General features: G+C 74.6%; 20 protein-coding genes. 16 read left to right on the top strand and 4 right to left on the bottom strand.

The window, feature by feature from the left end; all coding sequences use genetic code 11:
* Positions 1-193 precede the first annotated feature (193 nt).
* The 10 genes from ACWCHM_RS24080 (at position 194) to ACWCHM_RS24035 (ending at position 8,224) form a co-directional block, all read left to right on the top strand.
* On the top strand, positions 194-685 hold the full coding sequence (locus tag ACWCHM_RS24080; protein ID WP_281900708.1) for a hypothetical protein: 492 nt from the start codon (positions 194-196) through the stop codon (positions 683-685).
* Positions 686-775: 90 nt separating this feature from the next.
* The gene (locus ACWCHM_RS24075) at positions 776-1,399 is read left to right on the top strand and encodes a TrmH family RNA methyltransferase (RefSeq protein WP_204961920.1); all 624 of its coding nucleotides are present in this window, start codon (positions 776-778) and stop codon (positions 1,397-1,399) included.
* Between the two features lie 224 nt (positions 1,400-1,623).
* Positions 1,624-2,325: a DUF6758 family protein gene (locus tag ACWCHM_RS24070; protein WP_307821490.1), complete on the top strand. Its 702-nt coding sequence runs from the start codon at positions 1,624-1,626 to the stop codon at positions 2,323-2,325.
* 116 nt (positions 2,326-2,441) lie between these two features.
* On the top strand, positions 2,442-2,600 hold the full coding sequence (locus tag ACWCHM_RS24065) for a hypothetical protein (RefSeq protein ID WP_165942702.1): 159 nt from the start codon (positions 2,442-2,444) through the stop codon (positions 2,598-2,600).
* A 6-nt stretch (positions 2,601-2,606) separates the two neighbouring features.
* On the top strand, positions 2,607-3,473 hold the full coding sequence (locus ACWCHM_RS24060) for a PH domain-containing protein (protein ID WP_281900704.1): 867 nt from the start codon (positions 2,607-2,609) through the stop codon (positions 3,471-3,473).
* A 103-nt stretch (positions 3,474-3,576) separates the two neighbouring features.
* Entirely contained in the window at positions 3,577-4,470 is an 894-nt protein-coding gene (locus tag ACWCHM_RS24055) for a SigE family RNA polymerase sigma factor (RefSeq protein WP_454219930.1), read from the top strand.
* A complete protein-coding gene (locus ACWCHM_RS24050; RefSeq protein ID WP_454219929.1) occupies positions 4,467-5,717 on the top strand; it encodes a hypothetical protein in 1,251 nt (416 codons plus the stop codon). Before ACWCHM_RS24055 ends, ACWCHM_RS24050 begins: the two co-directional genes overlap by 4 nt.
* Before the next feature lie 23 nt (positions 5,718-5,740).
* The gene (locus ACWCHM_RS24045) at positions 5,741-6,607 is read left to right on the top strand and encodes a PHP domain-containing protein (RefSeq protein ID WP_454219927.1); all 867 of its coding nucleotides are present in this window, start codon (positions 5,741-5,743) and stop codon (positions 6,605-6,607) included.
* A 40-nt stretch (positions 6,608-6,647) separates the two neighbouring features.
* A complete protein-coding gene (locus tag ACWCHM_RS24040; RefSeq protein WP_364315740.1) occupies positions 6,648-7,262 on the top strand; it encodes a MarC family protein in 615 nt (204 codons plus the stop codon).
* A gap of 125 nt (positions 7,263-7,387) precedes the next feature.
* The gene (locus ACWCHM_RS24035; RefSeq protein ID WP_454223176.1) at positions 7,388-8,224 is read left to right on the top strand and encodes a RecB family exonuclease; all 837 of its coding nucleotides are present in this window, start codon (positions 7,388-7,390) and stop codon (positions 8,222-8,224) included.
* 60 nt (positions 8,225-8,284) lie between these two features.
* On the opposite strand, the gene ACWCHM_RS24030 is transcribed toward ACWCHM_RS24035, so the two are convergent.
* Positions 8,285-9,136 (bottom strand): oxygenase MpaB family protein, encoded by an 852-nt coding sequence (locus tag ACWCHM_RS24030; protein ID WP_454219925.1) that lies wholly within the window; start codon positions 9,134-9,136, stop codon positions 8,285-8,287.
* A gap of 166 nt (positions 9,137-9,302) precedes the next feature.
* On the opposite strand from ACWCHM_RS24030, the gene ACWCHM_RS24025 reads away from it, so the two are divergent.
* Positions 9,303-9,785 carry a DUF2231 domain-containing protein gene (locus tag ACWCHM_RS24025; protein WP_454223174.1) on the top strand — a complete coding sequence of 161 codons (483 nt, stop codon included), beginning with the start codon at positions 9,303-9,305 and terminating at the stop codon, positions 9,783-9,785.
* A 1,165-nt stretch (positions 9,786-10,950) separates the two neighbouring features.
* Positions 10,951-11,142, top strand: a complete 192-nt coding sequence (locus tag ACWCHM_RS24020; RefSeq protein ID WP_372444632.1) for a hypothetical protein — start codon at positions 10,951-10,953, stop codon at positions 11,140-11,142.
* 321 nt (positions 11,143-11,463) lie between these two features.
* Here the strand turns inward: ACWCHM_RS24020 and ACWCHM_RS24015 are convergent, their stop codons facing one another.
* From ACWCHM_RS24015 to ACWCHM_RS24005, 3 genes are all read right to left on the bottom strand, one after another.
* Complete coding sequence (locus tag ACWCHM_RS24015; RefSeq protein ID WP_239486457.1) at positions 11,464-11,721, bottom strand: hypothetical protein; 258 nt, start codon at positions 11,719-11,721, stop codon at positions 11,464-11,466.
* Between the two features lie 905 nt (positions 11,722-12,626).
* Positions 12,627-13,022 (bottom strand): FmdB family zinc ribbon protein, encoded by a 396-nt coding sequence (locus tag ACWCHM_RS24010; RefSeq protein WP_454219924.1) that lies wholly within the window; start codon positions 13,020-13,022, stop codon positions 12,627-12,629.
* Positions 13,023-13,413: 391 nt separating this feature from the next.
* The gene (locus ACWCHM_RS24005) at positions 13,414-14,058 is read right to left on the bottom strand and encodes a 5-formyltetrahydrofolate cyclo-ligase (RefSeq protein WP_454219922.1); all 645 of its coding nucleotides are present in this window, start codon (positions 14,056-14,058) and stop codon (positions 13,414-13,416) included.
* Between the two features lie 85 nt (positions 14,059-14,143).
* Between ACWCHM_RS24005 and ACWCHM_RS24000 the strand changes: the two genes are divergently transcribed.
* From ACWCHM_RS24000 to ACWCHM_RS23985, 4 genes are all read left to right on the top strand, one after another.
* Positions 14,144-16,405, top strand: coding sequence for a diguanylate cyclase (locus ACWCHM_RS24000; RefSeq protein ID WP_454219920.1), 2,262 nt, complete (start codon positions 14,144-14,146; stop codon positions 16,403-16,405).
* Between the two features lie 9 nt (positions 16,406-16,414).
* Positions 16,415-17,416 (top strand): UTP--glucose-1-phosphate uridylyltransferase, encoded by a 1,002-nt coding sequence (locus tag ACWCHM_RS23995; RefSeq protein ID WP_204961928.1) that lies wholly within the window; start codon positions 16,415-16,417, stop codon positions 17,414-17,416.
* Positions 17,413-18,705, top strand: coding sequence for a molybdopterin molybdotransferase MoeA (locus ACWCHM_RS23990; protein ID WP_204927381.1), 1,293 nt, complete (start codon positions 17,413-17,415; stop codon positions 18,703-18,705). The genes ACWCHM_RS23995 and ACWCHM_RS23990 overlap by 4 nt, the downstream gene beginning before the upstream one ends.
* Positions 18,706-18,796: 91 nt before the next feature.
* Positions 18,797-19,399 carry a GNAT family N-acetyltransferase gene (locus tag ACWCHM_RS23985; RefSeq protein ID WP_421490461.1) on the top strand — a complete coding sequence of 201 codons (603 nt, stop codon included), beginning with the start codon at positions 18,797-18,799 and terminating at the stop codon, positions 19,397-19,399.
* The last annotated feature ends 11 nt before the right edge of the window (positions 19,400-19,410 follow it).

Raw genomic sequence — 19,410 nt, 5'->3', positions numbered from 1 at the left:
GACATTTTCCTGTCACCCGCCAGCCGAGGTCTCCTTAATCAGCGGTAAGGCGTGTCGAGTCGTACTCGCCGCTGCCCGTCGACGGCGGCGCGCGGGCACCCCGGCCGCGACACCGAACGGCCCACGGGCGCGGATCGCGCCGGGACGAGCCCGTCACCCGTCCGGCGGGCTTATGCTGGCGGCGGAGGTCCTGATGAGCCACTCCCGCGCCGGAGAGCCGCCCTCTGCCGGACGGCGTGCCGCACCGCTGACCACCGCCACCTACTCCGCCACCGAGTGGGAACTGCTCACCACGCTGCCCGGCCGGGTGCTGGTGGCCGCCGCCTCACCCGGCCCCGGTCGCCCGACCCGGGACGTCACCGCCGGCCTCGTCGGGCTGGACGCTCTCGCCGCCGGCCGGGCCTCCGACAGCGACCTCGTCCGCGCCGTGGTCGCCGCGATCTACGCCCGGCACGACGGCGCGACCGCCGCGGTCGGCGGGCCCACCGGCCCGGCCGACCTGCCACCGGCCTGCCGGGCCGCCGTCCGGGTGCTGCGTCGACGGGCCGACCCCGCGGACTCCGCCGCGTACCGGCAGTGGGTGGAGTCGGTGGCGGTGCGGGTCTGCCGGACCGGTGCCCCCGACCCCACCGACAGGTGGTTCCTGGAACGCCTCGGCGACGCGTTGGGGCTGCGCGGGCGGTGAGGGCACCCCGGACCCGTGCGCACCCCCCGGGGTGACACCGGTCGGGGTGGCCTACGGGGGTCGCGGCGGCGGCCGTACCCTCTTGGAACCGTGACCGAGGACCAGCTCGACGTGGGTGTCGGACCGTGGCCGGGCGACCCGCCTGACGACCCGCGCTACGACCCGGAGCTGCTCGCCGCCGGCGACCGGCGCAACGTGGTGGACCGCTACCGCTACTGGCGGCGGGAGGCCGTCGTGGCCGACCTGGACGCCCGGCGGCACGACTTCCACGTGGCCATCGAGAACTGGCAGCACGACTTCAACATCGGCACGGTGGTGCGCAACGCCAACGCCTTCCTCGCGGCCGAGGTGCACATCGTCGGGCTGCGCCGGTGGAACCGTCGGGGCGCCATGGTCACCGACCGGTACCAGCACGTCAGGCACCATCCGACCATCGAGGAGTTCGTCGGCTGGGCCGCCGGGCAGGAGCTGCCGGTGGTCGGCATCGACAACCTGCCCGGTTCCCGGCCGTTGGAGACGATCACCCTGCCCCGGCGTTGCGTGCTGCTCTTCGGCCAGGAGGGGCCGGGGCTGTCCGCCGCCGCCCGCGCCGCCTGCGACCAGCTCTTCTCGATCGCCCAGTACGGCTCGACCCGGTCGATCAACGCCGGGGTGGCCAGCGGCATCGCCATGCACGCCTGGGTACGCGCCCACGCCGCCGCCCCGCCCGCCTGACCCGCCCGCCTGACCCGCCCGCCTGACCCGCCCGCCCTGCACCCGCCCGCCTGGCCCGCACCCGCCCGCCCCGCACCGGGCCGGCGTCCCCGCCCCGGCGACCGGCACTCGCGCCGGGCGGCCGGCCCCGGGAAATCGCCGCGTGGGCGCTGAGGTGCGGAAAGGGGCGGCACGTTCGTGGCGGCGGCTTGACGCCGGGCGCGTCGCCGGGCCACGGTGGGGATGTGAGTGTCGTGGTGAGTTGTCCGAGGTGTGCGGGTCAGGTACGCCCACCGGACCTGATGCACGGTGAGTCGCGTTGCGTCAGGTGCGGACCGGTGGCCCCGCTGCACGTGCCCGAGCACATCGACGCCGACATCGTGGCGAGCGTGGTGGACCGGGTGGCGGCAGAGAGCGACCCGCAGCGGCCCGCGCTGCCCCTGTGGTGCCCGTGGCCGCTGCCGTCCGGCTGGACGGTGACCGGGGTGGCCTGGGCCGGCGACGAGGCCGGTGGCGTGCGGGCCACGGCCGTCGCGTGCGCCGGGCCGGCCCCGCTCGGCGGTGGACCGGCCGAACTGGTCCTGGTGGCCGAGGAGCCGGGAGTGGGATTGGGCACCCGGTTCGCCGGGGTGGCCGGCCCGGATCCCGGTCCAGAGTTGACGGAGGTGCTGGCCGGGCCCGGTCCCGGCCCTGGTCACCCCGAGCATGTCGAGCCGGCGCGGATCAGGGTCGGGGGCCATCCGACTCCACTGTGGTTAATCAATTCGGCAACGGATCGAAGCGCGTACGCCGGTGAGGCTCGGGGAATGTGGCTCCATGCGATAGCCTGGCCGGCGAGCGCGGGTCACCTCCTCGCGGAAGATGTCGTCCTGCACGACCTCACCGAGTGGACTCCGCCCGAGCTCGTGTACGGCGCTCCGTCCCCGTACCTGCACGGAGGGGCTTGACGGCCCTCCCGGCGAGTCGGAGATGGGACGCAGATATTCACGCTACGGCATCATGCTGATACTCTGGGTGCCGCTGCGGTAAACGGACCCGGCGCCGCGCGAGAGGATGGCCCGCTATGGTCAAGAAGGTCCTCACCTGGGCCGGTATCGCATTCTTGATCTTCTTCGTTGCCTACCGGCCAAACTCGGCAGCGGACGTCTTCAAGTCGCTCGGCGGTGGCATCGTGGACATCGCCCAGGGCTTCGGCGACTTCTTCACGAGCCTCGTCGCCTAACCCCCGATGGGCAGCCCCTCCGGACCCCCGTTCGACCCGGACGATCCCGGCCGGGACCGCCGGGAGCGGGACACCGAGCCGATCCCGAGGTACCGACCCGACGACGGGCCGGCCTACGGGTCCGGGGCGGGACCCACCGGCGGACCGTCCTTCTCGGACGACGCCGGCTACGGCGACGTCCCGGGATTCGGTGGTCAGGGGCGGACCTGGGTCCGCGATCCGGAAGCCGGCTACCAACAGCCGGTCATCTCCGAAGAGGAGCTGGCCGGCCTGCGGTCCGACGCCCAGGGCATGACACCCCGCCGGGTGCTGCCCCTGGAGGACGAGCCCAGTTCCCTGGTCGCCCGCTACCTCTTCCCCACCGAGCGCTACCGGGGCGAGTGGAAGCGGCACTGGATCCACCTCGCCACCCCGATCGTCGTCGGCGTGGCGGCCACCTTCGTTCTCGGCTACCTCTCCGGCTTCCTCGCCGGGCAGGACGTCGGCGCCCTCACCACCATCGCCGTGCTGCTCTGGTTCGCGGTGATGGGCTGGGTGGCGTGGAAGGTCGCCGACTGGTGGTACGACCGGTTCATCCTGACCAACAAGCGGGTCATGGTGGTCAACGGTATCGTCACCCGCAAGGTCGCCATGATGCCGCTGGCCCGGGTCACCGACATGAAGTACGAGCAGACCCCCACCGGCCGCGCCCTCAACTACGGCACCTTCGTGCTGGAGTCCGCCGGCCAGGAGCAGGCGCTGCGGGAGATCAAGAATCTGCCCAACCCGAACGAGCTCTACCTGCGGGTCGTCGAGGAGATGTACGAGCCGCAGGCGGTCGAGGCCCGGCTGGGCAAGGAGGCCGACGAGGCGAAGGCCGACGACGGCGCCTGAACGGTTTCGTCCGTCCGGAGGGCGAACTGCCTCCCTTCCGCCGTCGACCGGACCCGGTCCGGCGTGACAGCCTGCCAGGCAGGACGGGGTGCGGAGGTGAGCGGTGGGCCGGGATCCGCTGGAGGACGAGTTCCGCGACTTCGTCGCGGCGCGCTCCGGTGCCCTGCTGCGTACCGCGTACCTGCTCGCCGGGGACTGGGCCACCGCCGAGGACCTGCTCCAGACCGCGCTGACCAAGACGTACCTGGCCTGGCGGCGGCTGGGCGGGATCGAGGCGGTCGAGCCGTACGCCCGGCGGGTCATGGTCAACACGTCCACCAGCTGGTGGCGGCGTCGGTGGCACGGTGAGCGCCCCACCGAGGTGCTGCCCGAGCGGGCCGGGGTGGACGAGATCGAGCAGCAGCTCGACCGGGACGCCCTCTGGCGGCACCTGCGCAGGTTGCCTGCCCGGCAGCGGGCGGTGCTGGTGCTGCGCTACTACGAGGACCTGTCGGAGGCCCAGACGGCGGCCCTGCTGGAGATCTCCCCGGGCACGGTGAAGAGCCAGACGTCGCGCGCCCTGAACACCCTGCGCCGCCGGCTCGCCGCCGAAGGACTGCCCGACCTCGCCGCCGACCCGACCGGCCGCCCCACCCCGACGGCCCGCCCGGCCACCACCGCCCGGCCCTCCCGCGCCGCCCGTACCCCGTCGTCCGACCGGGCCACCGGCGGCACCCCGACGCCCACGCCGAGCCGGACCCCGGCCGGTGGACGCCGACGCGCCGGCCCGCCGGTGCAGGTGGCGGGGCCGCCCGCCGCGGAGCACGCCGGAGCGTTGCCCGACCGCGCCGGCACGCCGTCCGCCCTGACCCCCGCCGGTGGGCGGCCCACCCGGGCCGGGGCCACCCCGTCGGTAGCGGCACCCGCCGGGACCGGCGACGACCCGGCGACGGCCCGGCCGGTCGGCGCGGGGACCCGACCCGAACCGACCACCGCGCTCGCTGCGGAGAGCCGATGAAACCCTCCTCACCCCGGTCGGACAACCAGACCGGCACCCCCGAGCGTCCATTCGCCGTGACGCACGACGAGCCGCTGGAGCAGGCGCTGCGGGAGACCCTCGCCCAGCGGGTCGCCGTACCGCACCGGCTGCCCGTCGACCCGGCCGGGACGGCGCTCGGGCGGGCCCGTCGGGCGCGACGACGGCGTACGGCCGCCGGACTCGCCCTGGCCGGTGTGGCGACCGCACTGCTCACCGGGGGGATGACCCAGCTCGCTGGGCAGGCGGGCCGCCCCACCACCCCGACCGTGGTGCTCGGCGACCCGCGCGGGGTGGCCAGCCTGTCCGCCGGCCCGGTCGCGCCCGCCCCGCCACAGACACCCGCCGACGGCGGGGTCGACCTGATCGTCGCCGGCGCCCTGGTCACCGTCGCCGGGCAGCGGTACGACCTGGGCGTCGGGCCGGTCGAACGCGCGCAACGGCTGCCCGAACACGGCGGCTGGCTGCTGACCGGGGCGGTCACCGCGGCCGGCCGTACCCTCTGGATGGTGCCCGCCGGCGGTGAGTCCCGGGCGTTGCTCGCCGGGGTGGACGAGATCGCCCTGTCACCCGACGGGCGGCAGGTGGCCTGGCGGGACGACGGCCGGCTCTTCGCCGCCGGGATCGTCGCCGGTCAGCTCGTCGCCTTCGTCGCGGGACCGCCCGCCGACGCGGTGCCGGTCCGGTTCGTCGGCGACCGGGTGCTGCTGCGGTCCGGTTCCGTCTCCGGCCACCGGTGGTGGCGGCCGACGCCTGGCGGGTCACCCGGGCCCGTCGCCCCGGACGTCCTCGACGTCTACGGGACCAGACCGGACGGCCGGCTGGTCGCCCGGGTACGCGCCGGGGCCCGGAACTGTCTGGCCGTGCTCGACCCCGACCTCACCCCGGCCACCACCAGGTGCGCGCCGACGCCCGCCGCCGACGGCCGGGGTGTGGTCTCCCCCGACGGGCGTTGGTTGCTGGTCAACGGCCGGCTCGCCGGGGCGGACGGTGCGGTCCTGGTCGACCTGGCCGGCACCGCCCCGCCGTCGCGGACCGTCGGCCCGGTGATCGACGGCGTGGTGACCTGGACGGACACCCGCACGGCGGCGTACGTCGACCGGGACGGTGCACTGGTCCGGCTGCGCCCCGACGAGGCGCTGGCGGGCCAGCCGACCAGCTCGACCCCGGTCGCCGGGGCCGGTGACGGCGTCCGGCCGGTGCTGGTGACCGGTGCCGATCCGGGGTGACCTGCCCGGGTAGCGTCGGGATCATGCCCGCGCGCCCGTTGATCGACCTGCACGCCCACTCCACCGCCAGCGACGGCACGCTGGGCCCGGCCGAACTGGTCCGGGCCGCCGCCGACGCCGGGTTGGACGTGGTGGCGATCACCGACCACGACACCACCGCCGGGTGGGCGGCGGCGGTCGACGCGCTGCCGGCCGGGCTCAGCCTCGTCCGGGGTGCGGAACTGTCCTGTCGCTGGCAGGGTGCCGAGCCGGCGCTCCCGCTGCACCTGCTGGCGTACCTGTTCGACCCGGAACATCCCGAACTGGTCGCCGAGCTGACCCGGGTACGGCAGGCCCGGGAGGTGCGCGGGGAACGGATCGTCGAGCTGCTGCGCGCCGACGGGATCGACGTCAGCTGGACGCAGATCATGGCCGCCGCCGACGGGGGCACGGTCGGCCGCCCGCACATCGCCGCCGCGCTGATCCGGGCCGGCCTGGTCGCCACCACCACCGAGGCGTTCGGCCCGCAGTGGTTGGGGCAGCGGTACCGGCTACCCAAGGAGGACACCGACGTGTTCCGGGCCGTCGCCCTGGTCCGGGCGGCCGGCGGCGTGCCGGTGTTCGCCCACCCCCGAGCCAGCCGGCGGGGGCGGATCGTCCCCGACTCGTTGATCGCCGAGCTGGCCGAGGCGGGGCTCGCCGGCCTGGAAGCCGACCACGAGGACCACACCCCCGAAGAGGCGGAGTACGTCCGGCAGCTCGCCGCCGACCTGGGCCTGCTGGTCACCGGCTCGTCGGACTTCCACGGCAGCCACAAGACCGTCCGGCTGGGCGCGCACACCACCACCGTGGAGGCGTACGAGCGGATCGTCGCGGCGGCCTCCGGAGTGACCGGCGTCGCTTCCGGGTGATCCGCGTTTCGCCTGCCAGCGGCACCGCTACCCTCGTCCGGTGGATCTCAAGCTCTTCGGTGAGGTCTTCGTGACCCTGCTGGTCATCGTCGACCCGCCGGGCATGATGCCGATCTTCCTCGCCCTGACCGGCCCGCTGCCGGCCCGTGACCGTAACCGGGCCGCCTGGCAGGCGGTCGCGTTGGCGCTCGGCGTCATCGTGGTCTTCGCCGTCGCCGGCCAGACCCTCCTCGCCTACCTGCACGTGGACCTGCCGGCGTTGCAGGCGGCCGGTGGCCTGCTGCTGATCCTGGTGGCGCTGGAACTGCTCACCGGCAAGGCCGACGACCCCAGCCAGCAGGTCACCTCCAACATCGCCCTGGTGCCGCTGGGCACCCCGCTGCTGGCCGGTCCCGGCGCGATCGTGGCGACCATGCTCTTCGTGCAGCAGTCCGAGGGCGTCGGGCAGGTCTCGGCGATCGCCGCCGCGATCGTCGCGGTGATGCTGGCGGTCTGGGTGGTGCTGCGGTTCTCCGGCGGGATCGTCAAGATCCTCCGACCGGGCGGCATCGAGGTGCTGACCCGGATCGCCGGCCTCCTGCTGGCGGCCATCGCCGTGCAGCTCATCGCCGACGCGGTGGCCGCCTTCGTCACCCAGTACGTGAACATGGGCTGACCCGTCGTCGTGCCGCCGTCGGGCTGTCGTACCGGGCTGGCAGGATCACGGGGGTGCGACGAGCCTCCTCCGCCGGCACCCCCCGGCCCCGCTCCGGCCAGCCCGAGCAACTCGGCTTCGCCGGCATGCCCGAACGGCTCTTCACCTGCACACCCAGCAAACTCGGCGCGTACGCCGACTGCCCCCGTCGCTACCGCTACGCCTACCTCGACCGGCCCGCCCCGCCGAAGGGCCCGCCGTGGGCGCACAACTCGCTCGGCGCGAGCGTGCACACCGCCCTGAAGAACTGGTATGCGCTGCCTGCCGACCGGCGGCGTCCCGAGGCGCTGCCCGCCCTGCTCAAGGGCACCTGGGTCCGCGAGGGCTACCGCGACGACGAGCAGGAACGCGCGGCCTACCAGCGGGCGCTGGGCTGGCTGGAGGGCTACGTCGCGACCCTCGACCCCGGCGACGACCCGCTGGGCGTGGAACGGGTGGTCGCCGTCAAGACCGCCGTGCTGGCCTTCAACGGGCGGGCCGACCGGATCGACTCCCGCCCCGGCCCGGACGGCCCCGAACTGGTCATCGTCGACTACAAGACCGGCCGTACCGGGCTGGACGCCGACGACGCACGCGGCTCGCAGGCGCTCGCCCTCTACGCGTACGCCGCCGAGCGGACGTTCCGCCGGCCCTGCCGCCGGGTGGAGCTGCACCACCTGCCGACCGGCACCGTCGCCGGGCACGACCACACCGACGAGTCGCTGGCCCGGCAGCTCAGCCGCGCCGAGGACACCGCCCGGGACATCATGGCCGCCGAGCGGGCGGTCACCGACGGGGCCGACCCGGACGAGGCGTTCCCCGCCGTCGCCGGGCCCCGGTGCGGCTGGTGCGACTACCGGCGTACCTGCCCGGTCGGTGCGCAGACCCCGGGCCGCGAGCCCTGGTCGGCGATCGACCGCCCCGCCGCCCCGTCGGCCGAGTGACCGGCCGGCTCCGTCGAGGTCGACGCGGCCGGTCCGGCGCGACCGCCACCACGTGGTCGATCAGGCGGCGGTGAGGCGGCCGGCACGGTCCTTCGCGGTCTGCCGGATCGGGCTCTCCCGCCAGGTGCGCGGCAACGCCATCAGGGCCAGTCGCAGCGTGCGGATGCTCAGGTCGGCGGAGAACGCGGTGGTGGGCAGTCCCAGCCCGCCGTACAGTCGCAGCGCCCACGGCGGCAGCATCCCGAGCGCCGTACCGGCCACCCCGAAGTACGCCCAGCGTGGTGGCCCCAGGCTCAGCCCCAGGCGGGCCGGTCGGCTGAGTTTCCACGGGATCGGCGGGGCGGTCAGGAACAGCGCGGTCTCCGCCGCCGCCGTCGTCATCCGCAGTTCGGGCCGGACCGTCCGGTAGTAGTCGGCCACCTCGGCGGCGCTGCCGGGCACCCCGGCCGGGTCCAGGCCCACCAGCGCGGCGGCCCGCCGCTGCTCGGCGTAGTACCCGTCCACCTCGGCGTCGGTCAGCGACAGGCCGGCCCGGCGGGCGGTGCCGACGAACGACTCGGCCCCGGTGACGTGCACCCAGCGCAGCAGGTCCGGCTCGTCGATCCGGAACTGTTCCCCGGTGAACGGGTCGGTGGCGCGCAGCCGGGCGTGCAGGGCCCGCAACCGCCGACCGGCCGTCTCGGCCTCGGCGGTGGTGCCGTAGTTCACCGTGTCGATGTACGTGCCGGTGCGGACCAGCCGCCCCCAGGCGTCCGACCGGTAGTTGCTGTTCTGGGCCACCCCGGCCATCGCCCGGGGGTGCAGGGCCTGGAGGTAGAGGGAACGCAGGCCGGCGACGATCATGATCGGTTCGTCGTGCACCTTCCAGGTGACCGAACCGGGACCGAAGAGGCCGAGATCGTCGGTGTCCACCCGTCAACAGTGCCACGCCCGGACGGGAACCGCCGGCCGTCGGGACGCTGCCCGGGACGCCACCGGGCGGGATGAACCGGACCGGTTTTCGCCGCGTGTACGCCTGAGGGGCAGGTCGCGACGTACGCTGTCTGCCGCAACCCGCATTCCACGCTCGGAGGTGTCGGTGTTCAAGGAGATCAACGGTCTGCCCGGTCACGTCCTGGTGGTCCACGCCGTGGTGGTGTTCGTGCCACTGCTCGCGCTGCTGGCCAGCGCGTACGGGCTGATGCCCCGCTGGCGGCCCCGCCTCGACTGGGCGGTGGCCATCCTGGCCGTGATCACCCCGGTCCTCGCCTGGGTGGCGACCGAGTCGGGGGAGGCGTTCGAGGCGGCGCTGCGGGCGAAGGGCTACTCGCCGGAACTGCTCGCCAAGATCCACGAGCATTCCGAGTACGGCGAGACGCTGCAATGGTTCACCATCGGCCTGGCCGTGGCGGCGTTGCTGCTGCTGGCGGTGACCAGCAACCGGGTGCGTACCCCGAACCTGCCCGCCTGGACGACCTGGGCCCTGACCGCGATCACCGTGGTGCTGGCCGTGTTCGCCCTGGTCTACGTCTATCTCACCGGGGACAGCGGTGCCGCCTCGGTGTGGAGCAACACCTTCTGACCGGTGACCCGGGCGGGTCGGGCCGCGCCGGACGGCGGTGTGGTCGGGCGCCCCGCCGTCCGGCGACGGTCAGAACAGCGCTCGGGAACAGAGCAGGCAGAGCAGCACCAGCAGCACGCCCCCGACCACCGCGCCGACACTCCAGGTGATCCGTTGCGCCTGTTGCTCCGCGGCGTCCATCGCCTCCATGTCCTGCGCCGGCAGGGTGCGGGCCGGGGTCGCCGCCAGGTGTACGGGGGGACGCCAGCCCGGCGGCGGGGGCGTGGTCGGCGGCGGCCCGGCGTAACCAGCCGTGCCCGCCTGCCGCGCGCCCGCCCACCGTGGCCCGGACGCGGGCCTGCCTGCTCCCGGTGCCGGCCTGCTCGGTTCCGGTACCGCTGGGCCCGTCCCCGGCTCGGACGTTCCCGTCCCGGGTCCCGTCCTGGCCGGCGTGTCCGCAGCGGGCTGGACGGGCGGTGGGGCGGGCTGGGCGGGCGGTGGAGCGGAGGCGGACGAGGAAGCCGGGAGACCCGACGCGGATCCGTCGGCCGGGACGGTCCAGGGCGAGGGTTCCACGTCGGTCATGGTTCCGGACCCGGCTCCTGTTCCCTCTTCCGGGCCGGCTGCGGCTGCGGTGGTTCCCTCCTTCATGCCGGCTCCGGCGTTGCTCACTCCCGCGCCGGCTGCGGAGTCTGGCCTTTCCGCGTCGGCTTCGGCTCCGCTGGATGCCTGCCCGGGACCTGTTGGGGTAGTCCCGTGTGTACCCGACCCGTCGGCGGTGGGCGGGTGTGACCGGGGGGACGGGGCGGGGTCCGTCCGTTCCGTCGTACCCGCGTCGCCCGACGGGGGCGTCGGTCCGGTGGGGGGCTGTGTGGGTGGGCGTCGCCAGTACTCGTCCTCGGGGCTGGCACCGCTGGGCGTCGTCACGCCGTCCGACGCTACCAACGCGGCGACCCGGTCAGGCGGTTCGACCCGGCGGTCTTCGACTGGGGCAACCTGCGGACTGACGGCGGTACGCTCGGCTTCATCCCGGCTCGGGGTGGCCCCACCAGTCTGGCGGCTCATCTCCGGCCTGCGGCCTGACTCGCCGGGGGGTCGGTGTCGGGGTCCGGTCCGCTGCGGTTCGGGCGGCTGCCGGACAGGAACCTTCCGTGGTACGTCGGGGTGGAACCGGTGCGGGGTAGTGTTGCCGATCGTGATCCCCGAGGACCCGGCCGGGCATGGTGTGCCCGGCGACGACGACCGTACGGTCGACCTCAGCGACGACTTCGTGGTGCTGCCCGAGCAGACCACCGACGACACCGACTTCGGTTGGGGTGAGCGCCGGGGCGGCAACGACGACTGGTTGCTCGCCGAACGCCCTCCGCACTGGAGCTGACCACCCGGAGCCGCCCGGCATGATCTTGGCAAGATCCACTGGCCCCCATCCGGTGCGGCGCCCACTGGCGGGGCTGGCGCTGAACGGGGTCACCGGGTGGTGGCCGTCGACATGGATCCGCAGGGCACCCTGACTCGCCGGACGGGCTACGACGAGGTGCCGAGGGTCGACCGGCGTGCCGTCGCGGACGCGCTACGGGTGCGCGCTGACGGGCCGGCGGAGCCGGCCAGCGTGATCGTGTCGTCCGCATGGGAGCGTGACCTGGCCTTCGGGGACCGACCTGATGCCGGGCGGCACGCCGCAGACCCACCGGCGGTTGGATCATCTCCGGATGACGACACTGAACCGGCTGCCCTCCGGCTGGCTGACGGAGCGCTGCGCCTGATCGGGCGGGACCGCCAGGTAGAGCGCGGACGAGCCGTCGGCGGCGTCCCCACCCACCACGTCGAGCACCAGCGCGTCGGCTGCCAGCAGGACCGTCTCGCCGGCGTCCCGTCCCGCCGGTAACACGAGCAGGTCGACCCGCGCGCCGGGGCGCAACACCGCGAGGGCGGCCGGCTCGGCCAGGCGTACGGGCACGCCGACGAAGCCGCTCGGCAGTGGCAGTGCAGCCGGAGCGACCCCGTCGACGGATCGATCACGGTTGGCCGGGGGTCGGCCGCCATCCTGCCCATGGGGGACGGCGACCCCGTCGGCACCCGTACGCCTGCGGGGCGCGGCGGGGCCGGGCGGGTCCGCGGAGGCAGAACCGTCCGCCCCGCGGTCCGGTGCGGCAGTGCAGCCGATCGCGCTGAATGTCGTGCCCGGGAGGACTGCCGAATCGGCGGGCCCCCGCCTGTCGGCAGGTCCCTTCACAACGGCAAGACCCGTCACGCCAGCAGGCATCTCTAGGCCGGTGGGGCCTCGCGTACCGGCAGGTCTCTCCAGGCCGGTGGGGCCTCGCGCGCCGGCAGGTCCCTGCGTACCGGTAGGGCCGGTCGACCCGGTAGGGCCCTTCGCGTCGTAGATCCCCGCCGCGACCGGGAACCTCATGGTCGGGGAAGCACCGGGGGCGCAGTCCTCCGGAGCGTCCAGGACGATCACCGCCAGCCCCAGCAGAACGGCCACCAGCGCCGCACGCAGCAGGGTCGCCCCACCCGGCCGACGCGGCCAGCGGAACGGTCGTAGCGAGCCGTGACCGTCCGCGCCGCTGGCCGCCATGCTCCACCTCCGCTGTCCACCGGGACGCCGTGGTGGCGTCCCGGCTCAGCAGGTTAGGCGGAAACTGCACACCTCACGAGCCGTCGTCCACAGCCTGTGGACAACGGCTCGCCCTGTGGAAAACCCCACCCTGCCCGCCACCCCCGGCCCAGCTCGGTGATCAAGAGCTTTGCGTCAGCTGATCAAGAGGTTTACGTCATCCGTAGAGATCAACTTGACGTAAATCTCTTGATCAGCTCGGGTGGCCGGGGGTGGGTGGGGGTGGGGGGGAGGGAGGGGGAGGGTTAGGAGGAGGTGCTGGGGGCGGGGGACTTGGTGGGGCTGGAGGAACCGGAGCCGGACGACGGCGAGCCGGAGGCCGAGGACCCGCCCGAGCTGGGCGACGAGCCCGAGCTGGACGAGCCCGAGTTGGACGACGAGCCGGAACCGGAGGAGTCTCCGCCGGACGAGGCGCCCTCCGACTTCGTCGGCTTCGCCGCGCCGCTCTTGCCCTCGCTGCCGGAGGCCCGGGAGTCGGTGCGGTAGAAGCCGGAGCCCTTGAACACGACCCCGACCGAGTTGAAGACCTTGCGCAGCCGCCCCTCGCACGCGGGGCACTCGGTCAGCGGCTCGTCGGAGAACGACTGCACCGCCTCGAGCTGGTGGCCGCACGCGGTGCAGGCGTACTGGTACGTGGGCACGTTCTCCTCCGGATCTGGTACGGCCGGTTGGCACTCGACGTATTCGAGTGCCAATGGTGCGTCATCGGACCCGGGTTCGTCCAGCGGACGTGATCGTCATCCGCCCGCCGGGCGTCCGTGCACCCGGCCCGCCAGCTGCGGACCACACTCCACCAGTGGCCCCGACATCGGCCCGGGCTCCGACATCGTGCCGGACCACCACATCGACCGGCCCGCACCCGGCCGAAGCCCACGACATCGCCGGCCGGGTCGTCACCCGGCCGAAGCCCACGACATCGCCGACCCGCACCCGGCCGAAGCCCACACATCAGCCGACCCGCACCCGCCGACGCCCCGACATCGAGCCGACCACAGCATGAACCCGACCACAGCATCGACCCGGACCACGGGGTCAACCCACCACATGATCGACGGGGCCGGGCGGCGGGAGCGTGAGCAACCCGTCCGCCGGGGTGAGCGCGGCGCCCACCGGCCGGTCGTGCGGCTGGCCGGGCAGCTCCGGGAGCAGTTCGCCGTCGTGTAGCAGCGCCACGGTCAGGGTGGTCGCCGGCACCCGGGCCAGGGCCCGGTCGTAGGAGCCGCCGCCCCGACCCAGCCGCAGCCCGCGCCGGTCCACCGCCAGCGCGGGCACCACCACCAGGGAGGCCCCGACGATCGCCGCCCGCCCCCGCCGGGGTCCGCCTGGTTCGCGCATGCCCCGGCCGGCGGCGACCAGGGTGTCCGGTCCGGCGTACGGGGCCCAGTCCAGGTCGAGGTCGTCGCACAGCACCGGCAGCAGCAGTTCCGCCCCGGCCGGCAATGCGGCCCGCAGCACGTCGGGCAGGTCGGGGCCGCCCGGCTCGGAGCCGACCGGCACGTACCCGGTCATCCTGGTCGGCCGCAGCCGGCGTACCAGTGCGGTCAGCTCGGCCTGCATGCGCGCCGCAGCGGCGGCCCGCTGTGCTGCGGTGAGCGCCCGGCGGCGGGCGAGCAGCGCGGTCCGTGTCTCGCGTTTGGCCGCGTGGGCGACGTCCGCTCCATCAGAAAAATCGGGCACGCAACACTCCTGACGCAACGCTGTCAAATCGGTCGCTCTGTGTCAGCATCGCAGGAACGGGCCTGGAACTTCCGGGGGGACAGCGTTGACGCTACGCGGGCGGTTGACGGCGGCCTTCCTCACGGTGGTGCTCGGTCCGGTGCTGCTCGGCGCGGTCTTCGTCGGCAGCACCCTGTCGACGGTGGACCGCAGCCGGTCCACCGAACGCCTCGGCCTGGCCGCGTCCGCCGTGCGTACCTCGATCGACGCGCTCTGCCAGCAGTTGCGGGCCGCCGCCGACGCGGTGGCCCTGCGCCCCGACCCGGCGACCCGGGCGGGCGCGGCCGGTCAGGTGGTCAGCCGAGGGCTGGCCGCCGCCGTGCTGGTCACCGACGTGGCCGGCGGCACCACGTACGCCACCCCTGGCGGGCCGGCGACCCCCTGGCAGGACTGTACGGGGACGGCCCGGACCAGCGGGCCGGTGCGGGCGCTGAGCGCCCGGGTGGACCTGCGGGACCCGGCTGGCGCGCCGCTCGGCGCGGTGGCCGCCGCCGAGATCGTCGATCCGGCGTTCGTGGCCCGGCTGGCCGCCGCGACAGGCGTCGCGGTCACCCTGCTCGACGACGCCGACGGCCCCGACCGGATCACCCACACCACCGAGACCCGGCGGGTACGCGGGGAGGTGCTCGCCGCCGCCGGCGGCCTCGACGGCGACCGGGTCACGACGACCCCCGACGGCCGGTACGTGCGGCGGCTCGGGCCGGCCCCCGGGCAGCCGCTGCCGCTGCTGCTCTCCGTCGCCGGTGAACGACCGTCGGGCCTGCCGGCGGCGCTGGTCGGGGCGGTGCTGCTGGCCGCCGTGCTGGCCGTGCTGACCGCGTGGCGGCTGGCCCGGGTCACCACCCGGCCGCTGGTGGAACTGGCCGGGGCGGTGGACCGGGTGGCCCGGGGCGACCTGACCGCCCGGGTGCCGGTGCGCAGCCGGGACGAGATCGGCCGGCTCGCCGCCGCGTTCAACCGGATGATCCGGGAGACCGCCGGGTACGTGGCCGCGCTGACCAGCAGCCGGGACCAGCTGCGCGGGCACCTCGGGGTGCTCGGGGACACCCTGGCCAGCACCCACGACCTGCAACGCATCCTGCGGGTGATCCTGCACAGCGCCATCGCGGCGACCGGGGCGCGGGCCGGGGCGGTGCTGCTGCGCGACGACGCCGCGACGCTGGTCGGGCGGTGCGCCGAGGGGCTGGCGGGGCGCTGCCCGGCGGGCACCGAGCCGGAGGAGTTGCGGGTGCCGGTGGGCGCGGGGGTGGTCGGCGCGGTCGCCGCCACCGGGGAACCGCAGCGCGGTCGGGTGCCGCCCGGGTCGACGCCGCCCGGCGAACCGTGGTGCGAGACGTACGTGGCGGTGCCGTTCACCGCGCCCGGCGGGGACGTCACCGGTCGGGAGCCCGCGGGCGGCGTGCTGGTCCTCTACGACCGGCTGGGCGGCGACGAGTTCGACGACGACGACCTGGCCACCCTGCGTACCTTCGCCGGGCACGCGGCGGTGGCGGTGGAGAACGTCCGGGTGCACGAGGAGGCGCAGCGGCTGTCGTTGACCGACCCGTTGACCGGGCTGTGGAACTACCGCTATCTGCGCGAGTCGCTGCGTCGGGAGGTGGAACGGGCCAGCCGGTTCGGTCGGATGCTCAGCATCCTCGTCCTCGACCTGGACCGCTTCAAGGCCGTCAACGACAGTTACGGGCACGCCGCCGGGGACGCGGTGCTCGCCGAGTTCGCCCGTCGGGTGCGCGGCGAGATCCGCGAGGTGGACCTCGCCTTCCGGCAGGGCGGTGAGGAGTTCGTGGTGCTGCTGCCGGAGACCGACGCCCGGGGCGCGGCGACCGTGGCCGAGCGGTTGGGTGCGGCGGTGCGGGAAACCCCGGTCGTGGTGGTCGGTCACGCGGGGGTCCCGACGACGATCGCGGTGTCGGTCTCCATCGGCATCGCCGTCTATCCCGATCACGCCAGCACCGGCGCGGAGGTGCTGGACGCCGCCGACGAGGCGTTGTACGCGGCCAAGGGTGCCGGCCGGGACGGCTACCGGGTGGCGACCGCCCGGCCCCGCCCGACGCCGGCAGCCGACGGCGCGGTCGGGGAGATCGCCGTGCCGGCGGGGGCGACCAGCCCGGACGACGGCCTGCCCCGCGCCGGGCCGCCCCCCGCCGACCGGCCACCCATCCGTCGGCCGCCCCCCGACCGGGGTTCCGTCGACGACCTGCCGGCCGACGGGTCGGCCGGTCGGCACGCCGTCGGCGCTCCCGGTGTGACGCAGCCGGGCGGCGCGTCTTCCGGTCCTCACCCGCCGCGGCAGAGCCGTGGCCGATAGTCTCGCGGCATGTCGGAGCACTCAGCGAACCCCTCAGCGACCGCCGCGACCGGTCGCGCCCGCGCGGTCAAGGCTGTCATCCCGGCCGCCGGCCTGGCCACCCGGTTCCTGCCGGCCACGAAGGCGGTGCCCAAGGAGCTGCTACCGGTGATCGACCGACCGGTGCTCCAGTACATCGTCGAGGAGGCCGCCCAGGCCGGCATCGGTGACGTGCTGCTGATCACCGGGCGGGGCAAGACGTCGATGGTGGACCACTTCGACCGTCGCCCCGATCTGGAGGCCCGGCTGGAGGCCAAGGGCGACGCCGAGCGGCTGGCCGCGGTCAAGCGTCCCAGCGAGCTGGCCGAGATCTACACCTGCCGCCAGCCGGAGCAGCTCGGCCTGGGCCACGCCGTCGGGTACGCCGAGTCGCACGTCGGCGACCAGCCCTTCGCGGTGCTCCTCGGCGACGAGTTCGTCAAGCCGTCCGAGCCGCTGCTGCCGGCCATGTTGGAGCTCCAGGCCCGCACCGGTGGGGTGGTGCTGGCGTTCTTCGAGGTCGACCCGGCCGAGACCAAGCGGTACGGCATCGCCTCGGTCGAGCCGGCCGAGGCGGAGCTGACCGACATCGGCGAGGTCGTGAAGGTCACCGGCATGGTGGAGAAGCCCCAACCGGAGGACGCCCCGAGCAACCTGGCGGTCCTCGGCCGGTACGTGCTGCCGGGGCGGATCTTCGACGCGATCCGGCGTACCGAACCGGGCAGCGGCGGGGAGATCCAGCTGACCGACGCGATGGAGCTGCTGCGTAGCGAGGGGGTGCCGGTGCACGCGATCGTCTACCGGGGCACCCGCTACGACACCGGCATGCCGCTGGGCTACCTCCAGACAGTGGTGCAGATCGCCGCCGAGCGGGAGGACCTCGGCACCGAGTTCCGCGCCTGGCTGACCGAGTTCGTCAACAACGGCGACGAGACGGTCACGGCGGCGATCCTCAACGGGGTACGCGACGCGGCGGGCGGCTCCGGTACATGACCTCGACGGCCGACGCCGAGGCGGCCGCGAACGAGTTGACGCCGCTCGCCGACTACCTGGGCAGCGTGCTGCGCAGGTTGCGCGCGCTGCCCCCGCTCGACCTCGACCTCACCCAGGCGTACGGCAACGTCCTCGCCTCCGACGTCGTCGCCCCGCACTCGTTCCCCGCCTTCGACCAGGCGGCGGTGGACGGGTACGCCGCGCGTTGGGAGGACCTCGTCGGGTACGGCCCGGTCCCCACGCAGGGGCCGGGCCGTCCGGTACGGCTCAACGTGGTCGGTGACCTGGGGGCGGCGAGCTGGCGGCCGGTCCGGCTCACCCCCGGCTCGTGCTTCTCGGTGGCCGCCGGTGCGCCGATGCCGATCGCCGCCGACGTGGTGGTGCCGGTGGAGTGGACCGACCAGGGCATGGCCGCGGTGGAGATCTTCCGCACCCCCAAGCGGGGGTACGGTGTCCGCCGCGCCGGTGAGGAACTGCCCGCCGGCACCGTCCTCGCCCGGGCCGGCACGTACGTCGCCCCGGCGCTGGTGGCCGTGTTCGCCGCCACCGGCATCGGGCACGTGGTGGTGCGGCCCAGCCCCCGGGTGGTCATCGTGGCCACCGGTGACGAACTGGTCGACGTCGGCCGGGGCAGCCAGCCCGGTCAGGTGGTGGACGCCAACTCACACGCGTTGACCGCGGCCGCCGCCGAGGTGGGCGCGCTGGCGTACCGGGTGGGGATCTGCGACGACGACCCGGAGGGGCTGCGTGGGCTGCTGGAGGACCAGACCCTGCGGGCCGATCTGATCATCACCACCGGCGGCACCGGCACCGGCCCCGGCGACATGGTCCGGCGGATCCTGTCGCGCCGGGAGGGCGGCCGGGCCGGGCCGGTGACGTTCACCGATGTGGCGCTGTACCCCGGCACGGCCCTCGGGTTCGGTACCGTCGGCGCCGAGGAGGTGCCGGTGGTGTGTCTTCCCGGTGAGCCCGGTGCGGCGTTGATCGGTTTCGAGGTGCTGGCCCGGCCGGCGATCCAGCTGCTGGCCGGCGCGGAGCCGGTGTTCCGGCCGAGCGTGCGGGCGCACCTGCTGGAGACCATCTCGTCGCCCGGCGGGCTGCGGGAGTTCCGGCCCGCACACGTGGCCGAGCGGCGCGGCGGGGGCTACACGGTGCAGCCGCTCAGCGGTGGGCCGTACACCCTGTCTGGGCTGGCCGAGGCGAACGGCCTGATGGTGCTCGGTGAGCGGGTGACCACCGCGGCGGCCGGCTCCACCGTGGACGTGCTGCTGCTGGACCGGCGGCGGTGAGCCGGTCCCGGCGTGCCGACGCCCCGGGCGTGGACGGGAGGTCGGCGCGGTGAGCTGGTTCGGGCGGGCACCGGGGTGGCCGGTGGTGCTGATGGACGGTCCGGTGGTGCTGCGGCCGTACCGCCGTTCCGACGCCGGCGCCTGGTCGTCGGTGCGTCGGGCCAACCGGGCCTGGCTGGCGCCCTGGGAATCGCACCTGCCCGGTAGTTGGGACGAGACGAACTCCCCTGCCGCGTTCCGCTACGTGCACGCCGACCAGCGGCGCTCGGCGCGTACCGGTGAGGGGATGCCGTTCGCGGTCTGCCTGCGTGAGGACGGCCAGGAGCGGCTGGTGGGGCACCTGAACGTGGGCAGTATCGTCCGGCGGGCGTTCTGCTCCGGGTACGTCGGCTACTGGGTGGACTCCCGGGTGGCCGGGCGCGGGGTGATCCCCACCGCGATGGCGCTCGCCGTCGACCATGCGTTCGGCCCGGGTGGGCTGCACCGGGTGGAGGTGAACATCAGGCCGGAGAACAAGCCGTCCCGGCGGGTGGTGGAGAAGCTGGGCTTCCGCGAGGAGGCGTACCACGTGCGCTACATGCACATCGACGGGGCCTGGCGGGACCACATCGGATACGCGATGACCAGCGAGGAGGTGGCCGCCGAGGGCGGCCTGCTGGCCCGCTGGCACCGGATGCGTCACGAGGCCGGATGAGTCGTCCCACG

The organism is Micromonospora sp. SCSIO 07396, assembly GCF_053667945.1.
This window is presented reverse-complemented; position numbering and strand designations above follow the sequence as displayed.